Raw genomic sequence first — 14,189 nt, forward strand, 5'->3', positions numbered from 1 at the left:
TTATATCGTTGTCTTTGTTCTCCCAAGTGAACACACCTCCACTGATTTCATTATCGGTCTGTCCGTTAACGGGTGTCCACTATTTATTCTAATTGCATTTTGTATGCTAATTCTTCCTGAAGCGGTCCTAGGAGGACACTTTTCACAAAATAAGGTACAATATTGCTCTTATATCCTTAATTTCCCTTAAAACAAGAAATATAAGGTACAAAAATGCCGCTAATTTGGAATGCAGAATGAAATACCGTTGATCATCTTTATGGAGTCCAAGACAACGGTGGCCGAAAGCTCGTCTTTGCTGGAGAGCCACGGGGAACACTGTTTGAATTTTAAATTCCCATATAACTAAGGTAATAAATAGTCATCTAAATAACAAGGAGTTAACGAGATATTAAAGGGCTAACAAGACATTAAAGAACTGTTGAGATAACAAAAATAGCTAAAAGATCAATAGAAAGGAGCACCTCTATTATGGAAACAACACAAAATACCTTCGATGCCGCCGCAGTGTGGGGGAGATTGGAGCGGAAGACGGAGCTTATGCTCCGCCTGATTGGTGATAAATCCCCGCATGTAGCCGGGAAAGACGGTAAGTATGACGATAAACGGATCGACTGGTGGACGTCCGGCTTCTGGCCGGGCATCCTGTGGCTCATGTATGACATGACCGGCAAAGAAGCATATAAAGAAGCCGCCTGGAGCTGGGATGAACGGCTTGAGCGGCTCATGCTGGAGCCGAATAGCTACGATCATGATGTGGGCTTTCAATTCCTGCCCACAGCGGTGTTTAAGCATCTGCTGATTGGCGATGCAGATGCTTTGCGCCGCGGATTGTTCGCGGCGAATTTCCTCGCCGGACGATACAATCTGAACGGCCAGTTTATCCGGGCCTGGAATGGCGACAAGCATGGCTGGTCCATCATCGATACCTCGATGAACCTGTCGTTGCTGTTCTGGGCATCGCAGCAGTCCGGCGATCCCCGGTTCGCGCAGATCGCCCGGTCCCATGCGGAGACCGTGCTGAAGCACTTCATCCGGGATGACGGGTCGGTGAACCACATCGTGGTGTTCGACCCGGATTCCGGCGAGCGCCTCGAAGTGCTCGGCGGGCAGGGCCATGCCCCGGATTCCGGCTGGAGCCGGGGCGCGGCATGGGCGCTCTACGGCATGGCGAATACCTATCGCCACACCGGCGATGAGGTATTCCTGCATGCGGCGCGGCGAGTCGCCCATTTTTTCCTCGCGAACCTCCCGGAGGATGGTGTCGCACACTGGGATTTCCGCGCGGCAGCGAGCCTTGATGGCGAGCCGCGCGATTCCTCAGCAGCCGCCTGCGCAGCGTCGGGGCTGCTGGAGATCGCCGAGCGTCTGACACCGGCCGAAGGCCGAGTCTATCGCGCGGCGGCGGAGCGCATCCTGTATTCGCTGGATGCGCACTACAGCACATGGGAGGATGAAAGCCATGAGGCCATCCTCCGCCACGGCACCGGCCACAAACCGGCCGGTGAGAACGTGGATGTGTCGCTGATCTATGGCGACTACTTCTTCGTGGAGGCCATCGCGAAGCTGAAGGGCTGGGAGCACCGGATTTTTTGATGGCAGCACCAATTTTTTAAGGTGTTGTCACCACATATCCGCGTGGTTGCGGCTTTTTCCAGATGTAAACACCCAAATGACAATGACCCGAAATGGAACCCTCCACTCGGGTAATTGTCATTTTTATCTATCCGTTTTAACTTTTTGAACATTCCCTCTGCTGAAATGATCGCTATAATAAGGATACGCCGAATTCAAATCATATCAGAAGATGAGGGGTTTTTTTGAATCTAAAATTTTTGTGGGAGAAACGGAAAAGTATCATCGTGACCTGGTTAATCTCATACAGCGCCGTCTTGTTCGTGCCGATGATCGTCAGCTTGCTGGTATACGCTCAGTCAAGTCAGGCACTGAAAAGTGAGATTCATCGTGCCAATGACTCCATGCTGAGACAGGTTCGATATACCATTGATACCCAGATTGATCTCATGAAGCGTCTGAATATGGAGATGACCTGGAACAGCAAGCTGCAGGATCTGATGTATTCTAGCAAAACCCAGGGCGATGCCCAGTTCACGGTCTATCAATTGGTCAAAGAACTGCGGATGTACCAGACTTCGTATGCCTCTATTGATGAGTTCTATGTCACCTGGGATCAAGACGGTTCCGTCATCCGGTCTGGTAATGTGCGTGATTTGGAAACCGCTTTCAATACAATTCACAATAACGGTGTCCTGACCTATGAACAGTGGCTGGATACGATCCATCAATCGACGAATAACCGTTTTCTGCTACTACCTCATCTAGATTCGGCCAAACCGCAGACCAGCATAGCCTACCTAACCCACTTGCCCAAGGATCTGAACGGTAGGGAGACGGGGACAGTAGTGGTCATGGCGGATACCGCCAGGTTCCAGCAGGCCATCGAGAGCATATCCGGCTTCAGCGGCGGGCAGGTCCTGGTTCTTAATGAGGAGAACGAGGTCCTGTTGTCCAACCTGCCAGTCTCGATCAATCAGGATCTGTTATTGCAGGATTTGCCGGCCGACAGCAGCCAAGTGATGAATATCCCGACACGAGACGGGGATTCCGAGCTTTTTTACATCCAATCTTCCATCTCCAAATTAAAATATGTCCTGATGATCCCGAGCAGTATTTATTGGGAAAAAGCGGAGTATGTCCGCAGATTCACTTATATCAGCCTCTTTCTCAGTGTTGTGAGCGCAGGGGTGCTGACCTGGTTCTTTATGCGCCGCAATTATTCACCGATTCAGCAGCTTGTGCAGCTTCTGACAGACAAGAACTCTCATGAAGAACGTAGGGACTGGAACGAGCTAAGCTTTATCCAAAGATCGATTTCGAAGACGAGAAGTGAAAAGGAAAAAATTGCACTACAGCTGGAATCACATCAGCATGTGCTGCGTTCCAATATGCTCAATCGGCTCCTCAAAGGCAAGTCGGACCATCTTATTCCCTATGAAGAGGCTTTCGAGTCTTTTGACATCAAGCTGTTATCCGAGGAGTTTGCCGTGATCCTGTTCATGGTGGAGAACGGCGAAAGTCTGTCCGCTCAGCTACCCGGTATTGATCTGCATGAGAAAAGCAAGCTGATTCAGTTCATTATTAGCAACGTGGTGGAGGAACTGGCCGCTCAGTACCATCATGTTGGATATGTGGTGGAAGTGGATGACATGATGGTGTGTCTGGTGAATTGCGGAGAGCCGGAGTCGGCTGTTTTCAAAGAAGACCTGAAAGCTATTGCCGCGGAAGCGCAGCGTTTTCTAGCCAGCTATCACATGGTACTGACTCTGTCTATTGGCGGTATTCATTCCTCCCTGACAGGTATCGCTGAAGCATACCGCGAAGCTGTAGATGCTATGGCCTACAAAATGGTGCTGGGCAAGCAGGAGATCATCACCTATGACGAAATTCGCAGAGAGACTACGGAGCATTCGCAGACCGGATATTATTATCCGCTGCAGGTGGAGCAACAGATTATCAATCTAATCAAGGTTGGAGATATAGAGCAGGTCACGAAAATCATCGATGAGGTGACAGACCGCAACTTCAATCAGCCGATTATTTCACTGACGCTTGCCCGCTGTCTGATCTTTAATTTAGCTGGAACCATGGTGAAGGCGATGAACGAGCTTGGCGACGGGAACAGCGGCATGTTGGGCGATAACCCGTTATGGCTGGATCAAATCATAGCTTGTGACACAATCCTGGAGATGAAGGCAGAGCTCCAGACACTGGTTGCGGAAGTCTGTGCATTTGCCGCGGCCAAGCTGGAGCAGAACGTCTCACACGAACGGGCAGAATCGCTGCGTGATCTGGTTCTCAAGGTTACAGCGCATATCGAAGACGAGTACAGTAATTCCAATCTGAGCGTCAATATGATCGGCGAGCATTTTAACATGAAGGGCAGTTATTTATCGAAGCTGTTCAAGAGTCAGACCGGGGAAGGCGTGCTGGATTATATCAATAAATACCGGATTGGACAGGCCAAGGAGATGTTGAAGACAAGACAGGCTTCAATTTCCGATATTGCCAAGCAGGCCGGGTACAACGAGGTGGCAACCTTTATTCGTGTGTTCAAGAAATATGAGGGAATTACTCCGGGGAAATTCAAGGAAATGACGTGACATATCCGGAAGAAAGGAGGACGTTTCATGAGGGGGGAAGGAACGGAAAGCAATGGTGAAGAGAGAGGCGGGGGAGAACAGAATACAGCCAGTGTGCAAGATCATAACGTATCAGCTAAGGCTGACAAGCAGAATCGATTCCGGCGATCCCGGTACATCCTGTGGCTGCTGCTGATACTCGCAATGTTAGGTTCCTCTTGCAAGGCACAGGCGCCGAAGCAGCAGGAGGCCTCATTGCCATCTTTGGCGCAAAAGAGCATAGAGGAGATTCCCCAAGAGGATGGTTATCCGCTCCATACGAACAAGACGCTCACTTATTGGGCAGAACTGAATGGCAACGCTGGCAATATCAAACCCACCTTTCAGGACGTTCCCTTCTTTCAGGAATGGCAGCGCCGGACCGGGGTGAAGCTGAATTTCATTCAGCCTCCGGCCAACCAGGCCAGAGAAGCCATGAATGTGCTACTAGCTTCCGGAGATCTACCGGATATGCTGGAATATGAATGGGCCGGCTTTCCTGGGGGACCGGAAAAAGCGATTAATGACGGGTACATTTTGCGCCTGAATGAAGTTATAGACCAATATGCACCCCATCTGAAACAATATCTCCGTGAGCATCCCGAGATCGATAAGCAGATCAAGACGGACAGCGGCAGCTATTATGTATTCCCGTTTATTCAAGGGGATGAAAGGCTGCTTACGTATCAGGGTCCGATTATCCGCAAGGATTGGCTGGATGAACTGGGGCTTCAGGTGCCTGTTACCATTGACGATTGGCATACTGCCCTTAAGGCCTTCAAGGAGAAAAAGGGTATTGCGGCACCCTTAAGTTTTCTGGGCGTTCCTAGCCCCTTATTCGGTATCGAGAGTGGGGCTTTTGTCGGGGCCTACGGGATCAAGAAAGGCTTTTATCTGGATCAAGGTCAAGTGAAGTACGGGGCAGTAGAACCTGGGTACAAATCCTTTCTGGCTCTATTTCGACAGTGGTATGCAGAAGGTCTGATCGACAAAAATATGGCTTCGGTTGACACCAAGACGCTTGATGCCAATATGATCTCTGGCAGAAGCGGGGCCAGCATTTGGAACGCGGGTGCAGGTATTGGCATGTGGCAGCCCGCAGTGAAGGACAAATGGCCGCAGGCCAAGTTCGTTCCGGCTCCCTATCCGGTGCTTCATGCCGGAGAGAAGCCGAAATTTGGGCAGCGGGCCAATGCCTACATGGGCAGTGGTGGCGTAGCGATTTCCAGCAGTAGCAAGAATGTGGAGGAAGCAGTTCGTATGCTGGATTACGGCTACAGCCCGGCAGGACATCTGCTCTTCAACTTTGGTATGGAGGGCGTCAGTTATGAGATGAAGGACGGTTATCCTGCCTACACCGATCTCATCATGCAGAATCCAGACAGACTGGCTCCAGCCCAGTCGCTTGCCATGTACACGCGAGCCAGCTATTTTGGCCCTTTTGTGCAGGACGTTCGTTATCTGGAGCAGTACTACTTCCTGCCGGAGCAGCAGGATGCCGTTGAGATCTGGTCGGGAACCGATGCCAGAAACACCCTGCTGCCGCAAATTTCCAAGACGGAGAAGGAGAGTGCGGAATTCTCTGCGATCATGGCGGATGTTACGACTTTGGTAGATGAAATGTCTCTGAAGATTATTTTTGGCATCGAGCCGTTGGAGAGCTTCGACGACTATGTAGCCCAGATCAAGGATTTGAAGATCGACCGGGCTATAGAGATCCAGACAGCTGCGCTTAATCGGTACTCCGAGCGGTGAAGGAGACAGGTTAATGAAGATATAGCATCATAAGAACGCTGCCGGATAAGTGGCAGGGTTCTTTTTTATGCATCCTGGGCAAACTGGATGAGGTTCCGTTTGAAAAACTGGATGGTGTAAAAGATGCAGTCTTGTCTTAAACTAATCATTGATAATAATTATCATTTTCATAAGAGGGGAAGAAAAATAGAGATGCGTAAAAGAAAGCTACATATGGGGATTGTTTTTACTATTCTGCTAAGTCTAGCTTTGGCTGGCTGCGGCAATAAAGACCAAGCGGCGGTTTCCGGCTCTAACACAAAATCAGAGGGTGCCGCTCCTACCGAGCAAGCTTCCAAGTCCGTTTCTATAAAACATGCATGGGGCGAGTCAGAGTTTGCACAGACGCCGCAAAAAATCGTTACGCTGGATTTTTCCTTTATTGATACATTGACTGCCCTTGGAGTGACGCCAGTCGGGAATGCGGGCGTAGGCAAAACCAAGATTCCTGAATATTTGGCGGATAAAGACACTGGAGTGGCCGATGTGGGAGAGCGCAAGGCACCCAATCTGGAGGTCGTCCAGTCCCTGCGGCCGGATCTGATCATTGCCAGTGTGGACCGGCACAGTATGATCCAGAAGGAATTGGAAGGCATTGCGCCTACCATTGCTTTTGACGATGCAAGCTATGATCAAGTGATTGCTAATGTAACTACCATCGGCGAGTTACTAGGCAAGAAGGAAGAAGCCAAGCAGGTGATTCAGAACCTGGAGGATAAGATTGCTTCTCTCAAACAGGAGGTTCAGGGAAATCCGACAATTCTGGTCAGTGGTTATTTTGACGACAGCTTCTCTGTATGGGTTAAGGATTCCTTCATTGGTACATTGATAGATCGGGTAGGCATGAACTATTCGTTCAACGGTGAAGTAACCAGTACGGAAGGCAAGGGCGAGGTATCGAGAATGGCGCTTGAGCGGGTGCATGAATTGAATCCGGATTATCTGCTACTCTATGGAGATAGCCCCGATAAGCTTAAGGACAATCCGTTGTTTAAGGACCTGAAGGCTGTAAAAGAGGGACATTTCCTTACTGTGGACCGGAATCTTTGGGCGCGTGGACGCGGTCCGATTGCCGCCACTAAAATCCTGGAAGAATTTCAGGAAATACTGAAAGCAAACAGTGCATCCAAGTAGGGAGAGATCTCTTTTGAGTGATATTGGTTTGAAAAAAGAAGGGGAGGCGCGTAAAGCGCTCCCCTTGTGGTTGGTTTTCAGCATTCTCGGAGTGATTCTGCTTGTTATAGCGGCTGTCACCCTCAGCTACCGGGTAAAGGGGTTGACCTGGTCGACGCTTTTCTCCACGACTAGCGATGAAGTCTTGAATTACACATTGTGGTCCATACGCGCACCCCGGCTGCTTCTGTCCATCATTTTGGGCGCCGGACTTGCGATTGCCGGCTGTCTGCTGCAGAGTATGACCCGCAATCCGCTGTCTGATCCTGAGATTCTGGGCATTAACCAGGGTGCTTCCTGCTTTGCCGTCATTGCCATCGTCGGATTTGGTGAAAAGGACAGCTCGACAGTGATCCTGCTGGCTTCTTTATGCGGTGCCGGGGCAATCGGTCTCTTAATTTCCTGGCTATCCCGTTACAGTGGAAATGATGCCTCCCGGCTAATGCTGGCGGGTGTTGCGATAAGCGCATTCATGGGTGCTTTAACGACCGGATTTATTTTGCTCTATGAGACGCAGCTTATCGAGATTTTGTACTGGATGGCTGGAAAATTGACAGGGACGACCTGGAGTGACAACAAACTGGTCTGGGCATTGGATATTCCTGCCCTGATCGTGGCTTTTTTGTTGGCCAGAACGTTGAATTTGCTGGGTCAAGGGGAAGAACTGGCCACCGGGCTTGGGGTAAATGTACCCCGTGTCCGGCAACTGATCGGTGTACTGATCGTTATTCTGACAGGCAGTGCCGTCGCCGTAGCGGGACCGATCGGTTTTATTGGTCTCATGGTGCCGCATATGGCCAAACGGCTGGGCGGTCTAGATCACAAGGTCATTTTGCCGCTATCCGCTATCATGGGAGCGGTGCTGCTGTCTGCTGCTGATTTTTTGTCACAATGGCTGACTTATCCTGCTGATCTGCCAGTAGGTATTATTACAGCATTCATGGGGGTACCTTTCTTTCTGTACCTGCTGCGTAGGCAGAAGGAGGGCCATCGATAATGAAACTGAGAAAATGGAGTCGTTTTGGGCAGATCGTTGCGGTGTTAATATTGCTGCTGATAGTAGCGGCGGTCTTGAGTCTCCGTTTTGGTGCGGTGAATACGCCGCTGCGGGAGATTCTGGCCGAGCTGGCTGGCGGAGAACCGCTGGTGCTTAAATATCGTCTGCCGCGGCTGATTATCGCAGTCCTGACTGGGATCAATATGGCCGTCTCCGGGGCCATTCTGCAGAGCATCACCCGGAACCCGCTGGCTGCACCTGATATTGTCGGTGTCACCGCTGGCGGCGGCTTTGGTGCGGTGGTTGTGTTGCTTGCCTTTCCGACATGGAGCGCGGCGGGACTCCCGTTAGCGGCTTTTGCCGGGGCAGTGACCGCTGCTGTGATCGTCTACCTGTTCGCTTACCAGCGCGGCGGAATCCGGCCTACCCGGCTTGCACTGACTGGTGTGTCTGTATCCCTGGGCTTTCACTCACTGATTACGTTCCTGATCGTCAAATATGCGCTGGATTCTTCCCAGGCGCTTGTCTGGCTGAAGGGTAGCCTCTATGCCCGCTCATGGCAGCATGTGGAGATGCTCTGGCCCTGGACACTGGGGGGAGTGATTCTGGCATTGTTCAGTCACCGGCAGATCAATGCGCTGCAATTGGACGAAGATACCGTAACCGGTCTAGGGCTGCGCATCCAGATGGTGCGCGTGCTGCTGCTGCTTACAGCGGTAGGCCTGTCTGCTAGTTCTGTGGCTGTCTCCGGCACGATCGGCTTTGTCGGCCTGGTCATCCCGCCGTTGTCCAAATGGCTTGTCGGTCCTGACAGCCGATTGTACTTGCCAGTAGCGGCTCTGCTCGGAGCTTTGCTGGTAACGCTGGCAGATCTGGCCGGCCGTGTAGTTCTGCCGCCGCTGGAAATTCCGGCAGGAATCTTCACCGCGCTGATCGGTGCGCCTTATTTTATCTATCTGCTGCTCATTCGCAGAGCACAACCAAACAAGAGCCGGTCCCGCTAAGGGCTGGCTCTTGTTTGGTTTGTTTAATGTCATCTTCAAATATTATTTCTGCAATTCGGCGCGTACAGCGTCTGCTAGCCTGGCTATGCCAGGTAGAATGTCTTGGTCTGTCGGCCTGCCATAGGCCAGCCGCAGATAACCTGACTCAGCGCCGTATACCCCGCCCGGCACAAACGCCATCCCTCTCTGCAGCGCCGCCTCCAGCAATCGACTTTCATTGATCTCGCCTGGCAGCTTGCACCACAAATAGATTCCCCCCTCAGGCTTGTTGAAGCTAACTATCCCAGGCAGCTCTTGTTCCAATGAGCTGATGGTTAAATCTCGCTTGTACAGCAGCCTTTGCCGTAAAAACTCCAGGTGTGACACGAAGGTGGGCGAGGACATAAACTCAGCCGCAATATGCTGAGGTATGATACTGAAGCCAAGATCCATCTGCCGTCTGGCATCGGCTAGGCGACTGAGGACGGACTTCGGTGCAACAATCCAGCCGATGTGCAGGCCCGGTGCAGCTATTCTGGAGAAGGAGCCTGTATAGAGCAGACCGGAGGCCGTATCCTCTGATTTCAACGGGAAGGCCATTTCTCCGTTGTATCCGGTCAAGCCCAGCGGATCATCCTCTACAACGGGAAGCCGCAGCTCGCTGGCTGTCTCCAGCAGCAGCCTGCGTCTTTCCCTGCCCAGCAGCGTTCCAGTGGGATTCTGGAAATTGGGGTTGATGAAGAGCATCTTGATCCGGTGCTTCCTGTGCAATGTGCGCAGACTGTCCGGGCAGATGCCCTGATCGTCCACTGGCAGCCTGAATAACCGCAAGCCTGTCGACTGGAACATTGACAATGAACGGAAAAAAGAAGGGGACTCGACCCCAATGGCATCCCCTGGAGACAGCAGGCATTGGGTTATTAAGTGAAGCGATTGCTGTGAACCCGAGGTGATCATTATGGAATCCGGGGTCGTCTGGATACCTCTGTAACGCGCAAGAAATTCCGCCAAGGCCTGACGTAAGGGGAGATACCCCTGGGGGAGATCAGGCCCTTCATGGGGCGAATAACGGTACTCGGAAATAATCCGATTGATCTCATCTGTCGGTAACAGTTCTAGCGAAAGCTTTCCGCTGGCAAAATCAATCAGCGCTGGATCATGCCCCAGCGCTTCGCGGACACGACGGAGCAGCGGAAGATTGGGCAAAAAGTTGCCGCTGTCCGCGTAAGCCTGCCAACTCGGCGTAGAGAGCGCACTTTTTTGTCTGAGCGGGCTGACAAGTGTCCCGCTGCCGGGCCGGGTCTCGATTATGCCCTGTGAGCGCAGCTCCGAATAAGCAAGTACCACCGTGCTGCGATTGACTTTGTACTGCTCCGCCAGCTTCCGTTCCGAGGGCAGCCGACTGCCCGGCGGGTACTCACCTTGTACTATTTTTTCTCCCAGAAGATCAGCGATTTGAAGATACACTGGCCTGCTGCTTTGCCGATTCGGTTTCCACATATATTCATCACCTGCCATAATGCTATTCTGTAATAGAACTAACTTGATTTTCCAAACTGCTAGTCCTAATTAGGATTGTTTTTTCATTCTACACTATCCAGCGTGGACAACCCAGTCTAACCGTATTCCAACTTTTGAGGTAAATATGTTGTCTTGGAGTACAGACTTAACAACGTATTTAGTGTAAACTGAATGTAAAGCGGTCACGGATAAGTTGGTATTTTTCATGAAAAGGCTCTTCATATGAAGAGTTTTTTCCAATTTTACAGAAAAGAATGTGATGATGGTTATGCAGCTTCGCGCTCGTCTTCCGAAGAAAGGCTTGCTGGAGAAATATCTGTCCGGGGAGAGTATGGATTATCGGCAAATTATAGCTTTGTTTATTCCGATTCTGATTGATCAGGCCTTTATTATCGGGCTCAACCTGGTGAATACCGCGATGATCAGCTCGTCGGGGGTATCGGCGGTCAGTGCGGTAAATATGGTGGATTCGCTGAATATTTTCCTGATCAACGTCTTTGTCGCGGTTGCCACTGGGGGAACGGTAGTAGTCGCACAGTATAAGGGGAGCGGCAATGACCGTATGGTCTCTCAGGCGACAGCAGGCTCCGTTACTTCGGTGTCACTGATCGCGCTTGGTATCGGCCTTCTGCTAATGGGCTTCCACACCCCTATACTTAATCTTCTGTTTGGTTCAGCTTCGGCTGATGTGCTGGATAGTGCGCGGATTTATCTGATCGGCAGCAGTATCTCTTACCTGGGGATTGCCGTAGTTCAGGCGGTGTGCGGGGCCTTACGCGGTGTCGGCAAGACCCGGGCATCCTTGATGCTGTCGTTGATTATGAACCTGCTGTACGTCGTTCTCAACGTGGTTTTCATTAGCCTGCTGCATATGGGTGTGTTGGGGATGACGCTTGCGATTAATATCGCCCGTTATGTGGGCATGGCCTGTGCCCTGTACTATCTGTTCAAGATAGACACTACACTGCGTGTCCGTGTGCGCGACTTATTTCATATCCCAATGACCATGCTTCGGAAAATCATGTTCATCGGCCTGCCATTCGCCGCGGAGCAGATGTTCTTCAACGGCGGAAAGCTGTTGACCCAGGTGTTCATCGTTAGCTTGGGCACCTATGCTATTGCGACCAATGCTATTGCCGGCTCGCTGGCGATGGTGTTCCAGATTCCGGTCAGTGCACTCTCCTTGACGATTGTAACGGTGGTAGGTCAATCTATCGGGCGAGGTAATGTCTCTGATGCAAGAAAATTCATCAAGGCCTTTCTCTGGATCGGTTCCGGATCGTTAGCAGTGATCGCCTTGATTCTGATGCCACTGTTCCACCCGCTGGTATCGATCTTCTCGCCGCCACCGGAGATCATTCATGATCTGTTTGTGGTATTGCTGGTCAATTCCATCGCTCAGGTGCCGCTATGGGCCATCAGCTTTGTCTTGCCATCCGCGCTACGGGCGGCGGGAGACTCCAAATTTACTTCCATCACCTCGATGCTGACCATGTGGCTGTTCCGGGTAATTCTTGGCTACATCTTGGGAATCGTACTCGGCTACGGTATTCTGGGGGTTTGGCTGGCCATGAACAGCGAATGGGCGGTCCGCGGAGGCATTTTCCTGTGGCGGTTCCGTGGCAAGAAGTGGTATGCGCATAAATTGATTTAGAGCTATAAGGAACAAAATGGGATCGACCATTTAGTTTAGCGAGGGCTGAACACACGATGTGCAGCTCTCTTTATTTTTACTAGAGTACCTTTTCTTTAAAAGATAGATTGCCTATGACTGGATATTCGTGTAAAATAAACTTTTGCGCATAAATATACAGAGGTGATTTTACCATGGCAATGCTCCTTACATACGTTTTACTAGGTTTCTCTATAGCCCTTCCAGTCGGTACGATTACGATCGAAATGACAAAGCAAGGGCTCAAAAATGGATTTATGCACGGCTGGATCGTCGGACTTGGCGGGATGACCGTAGATGCGCTGTTAATCATCGCATTGTATTTGGGCCTGGCTTCCGTGCTATCTCTACCTATTATACAAGTCATTATGTGGTTGGTTGGGGCGCTGTTCTTGTGTTACGTAGGCTATGACAGTATTAAAAATGCAGATCATGATATCTCGCTGTCTGGGGAAAAGAAGACCAAATCGCTATTTTCTTCTTATAAAAATGGACTGCTTGTAGCCGTTTCACCAGGGAACCTGGTGTTTTGGGTGAGTGTCTTCGGTACTGTGTTGGCCGATTCATTCGACAAATCCAATACCGGCAGTTTTCTGATTGTCGGTCTAGGCATTATGCTGGGCATCCTGATTCACGATTTGGGACTAATGACGATTGTAGCTACCACCCGTAAGGCCATGAACCACACAGCGATCAAATGGGTGACGATTGCAGCAGGCATTGTCCTGATTGGATTTGCAGGATATTTCTTTTACCAGTTCGGTGTGAGTGTGAAAAAATATTTTTGATCTTTTATGAATTTTCTGTAACGAAGATTGGAAAACCGACAAAATTAGCTGCGCAGTACGCCACAAGCAGCATGTGGTGACTGAACGCGGCTTTTTTTTATTGACGGTAAGGCTTATTATTTAATCGAAGTACGGGCTACCAGGTGTTTAAGCTGGATGCATTTCTGGTTAATACAATACACCTAATGCTGGAAATTAGAGAAGGATAGTTCCATGTAAGGGTTTTAATTAGTAGGCCCGAAGTTACAAACCAGTAAGCTTTCTTTCATTGAATCGTTACTTACCGCAGGATTCTCCATGCTAAGATGGTCTGGTCCTATCATAAGTGCTATACACAAGGAGGAAGTTTACGATGAGTTTGAAACAGTCATTTCTAAAAATCACCCTTGCAGCGTCATTGACCGGTGCGGTTGCCGCAGGGGCCGTTATAGTAAGTCCGAGCTTTTTACCGGCGGGTCAGGCTGCAGCTGCAAGCGCACCCGTAGCCGATACAGCGCAAGCACTCAAGACATTAAACAGTTTCTACAAGCCAGCATTGAAAGGTCAGTTTCCTGGTTCTGTTAGCGGCCTGACCGTAGGCAAAAGTACACGTAAGGATGTGTACAAAACAATTGGTAAGCCGGAACAAAAAGGCAATGATGCGGACGCTTTTGAACTCTATCATGCTGAAATGGGCCATCCGGGATATGCCTTCTCCTACAAGCTGGACAAAATCCGCGAAATGCGTTATTTCGGTACGAATATCGAACGCCAAACCAACATTGGCGGGATCACCATGAGCATGCTGAAGAAAAATTGGTTTGCCCCTAACTCCACAACTACCATTAAAAATGGCAAGCTCAAACAAACCAAATTAACCTATGTTCGCGGTGATTATAAGCTGGAGTTTATTTTCAACAGCAGCACGGATTTGGATCATATTAATTTGCTGCATTCTTGATGACATGATATAAGAAGCCGATGTTATCGGCTTGAAATAGAAAAAAGCAGAACAGCGCTTCCCTAATAAGGAGGCGCTGTTATTTATTCAAATATAGAATAGACCTATTTACTCTTCATAGG

10 protein-coding genes are annotated in these 14,189 nt (G+C 50.2%); 9 read left to right on the forward strand and 1 reads right to left on the reverse strand.

Annotated features, from left to right (window positions below):
* Positions 1–471 precede the first annotated feature (471 nt).
* From AC3Y23_RS25130 to AC3Y23_RS25155, 6 genes are all read left to right on the forward strand, one after another.
* A complete protein-coding gene (locus AC3Y23_RS25130; protein WP_379204273.1) occupies positions 472–1,596 on the forward strand; it encodes a glycoside hydrolase family 88 protein in 1,125 nt (374 codons plus the stop codon).
* Between the two features lie 224 nt (positions 1,597–1,820).
* Positions 1,821–4,181 carry a helix-turn-helix domain-containing protein gene (locus AC3Y23_RS25135; protein ID WP_379204275.1) on the forward strand — a complete coding sequence of 787 codons (2,361 nt, stop codon included), beginning with the start codon at positions 1,821–1,823 and terminating at the stop codon, positions 4,179–4,181.
* Positions 4,182–4,208: 27 nt separating this feature from the next.
* Positions 4,209–5,954, forward strand: a complete 1,746-nt coding sequence (locus tag AC3Y23_RS25140) for an extracellular solute-binding protein (RefSeq protein WP_379204277.1) — start codon at positions 4,209–4,211, stop codon at positions 5,952–5,954.
* A 192-nt stretch (positions 5,955–6,146) separates the two neighbouring features.
* A complete protein-coding gene (locus tag AC3Y23_RS25145) occupies positions 6,147–7,127 on the forward strand; it encodes an ABC transporter substrate-binding protein (protein ID WP_379204279.1) in 981 nt (326 codons plus the stop codon).
* Between the two features lie 13 nt (positions 7,128–7,140).
* Positions 7,141–8,163 (forward strand): FecCD family ABC transporter permease, encoded by a 1,023-nt coding sequence (locus tag AC3Y23_RS25150; protein WP_379204281.1) that lies wholly within the window; start codon positions 7,141–7,143, stop codon positions 8,161–8,163.
* Positions 8,163–9,167, forward strand: coding sequence for a FecCD family ABC transporter permease (locus tag AC3Y23_RS25155; RefSeq protein ID WP_379204283.1), 1,005 nt, complete (start codon positions 8,163–8,165; stop codon positions 9,165–9,167). The genes AC3Y23_RS25150 and AC3Y23_RS25155 overlap by 1 nt, the downstream gene beginning before the upstream one ends.
* A 42-nt stretch (positions 9,168–9,209) precedes the next feature.
* On the opposite strand, the gene pdxR is transcribed toward AC3Y23_RS25155, so the two are convergent.
* A complete protein-coding gene (gene pdxR, locus AC3Y23_RS25160; protein ID WP_379204285.1) occupies positions 9,210–10,646 on the reverse strand; it encodes a MocR-like pyridoxine biosynthesis transcription factor PdxR in 1,437 nt (478 codons plus the stop codon).
* Positions 10,647–10,929: 283 nt separating this feature from the next.
* Between pdxR and AC3Y23_RS25165 the strand changes: the two genes are divergently transcribed.
* The 3 genes from AC3Y23_RS25165 to AC3Y23_RS25175 all read left to right on the forward strand — a co-directional run bounded on the left by AC3Y23_RS25165 (position 10,930) and on the right by AC3Y23_RS25175 (position 14,067).
* Positions 10,930–12,321 (forward strand): MATE family efflux transporter, encoded by a 1,392-nt coding sequence (locus AC3Y23_RS25165; protein ID WP_379204465.1) that lies wholly within the window; start codon positions 10,930–10,932, stop codon positions 12,319–12,321.
* Between the two features lie 173 nt (positions 12,322–12,494).
* A complete protein-coding gene (locus AC3Y23_RS25170; protein WP_379204288.1) occupies positions 12,495–13,127 on the forward strand; it encodes a LysE family translocator in 633 nt (210 codons plus the stop codon).
* Between the two features lie 352 nt (positions 13,128–13,479).
* Positions 13,480–14,067, forward strand: a complete 588-nt coding sequence (locus AC3Y23_RS25175) for a YjgB family protein (protein WP_379204290.1) — start codon at positions 13,480–13,482, stop codon at positions 14,065–14,067.
* Positions 14,068–14,189 lie beyond the last annotated feature (122 nt).

The organism is Paenibacillus sp. MAHUQ-45 (assembly GCF_058133325.1).

Bases quoted from the DNA above. Each gene is read 5' to 3' on its own strand.
- AC3Y23_RS25165 (WP_379204465.1), top strand. From the start codon at position 10,930: ATGGTTATGCAGCTTCGCGCTCGTCTTCCGAAGAAAGGCTTGCTGGAG.
- AC3Y23_RS25140 (WP_379204277.1), top strand. From the start codon at position 4,209: ATGAGGGGGGAAGGAACGGAAAGCAATGGTGAAGAGAGAGGCGGGGGA.
- AC3Y23_RS25175 (WP_379204290.1), top strand. From the start codon at position 13,480: ATGAGTTTGAAACAGTCATTTCTAAAAATCACCCTTGCAGCGTCATTG.
- AC3Y23_RS25145 (WP_379204279.1), top strand. From the start codon at position 6,147: ATGCGTAAAAGAAAGCTACATATGGGGATTGTTTTTACTATTCTGCTA.
- AC3Y23_RS25130 (WP_379204273.1), top strand. From the start codon at position 472: ATGGAAACAACACAAAATACCTTCGATGCCGCCGCAGTGTGGGGGAGA.
- AC3Y23_RS25170 (WP_379204288.1), top strand. From the start codon at position 12,495: ATGGCAATGCTCCTTACATACGTTTTACTAGGTTTCTCTATAGCCCTT.
- pdxR (WP_379204285.1), bottom strand. From the start codon at position 10,646: ATGTGGAAACCGAATCGGCAAAGCAGCAGGCCAGTGTATCTTCAAATC.
- AC3Y23_RS25155 (WP_379204283.1), top strand. From the start codon at position 8,163: ATGAAACTGAGAAAATGGAGTCGTTTTGGGCAGATCGTTGCGGTGTTA.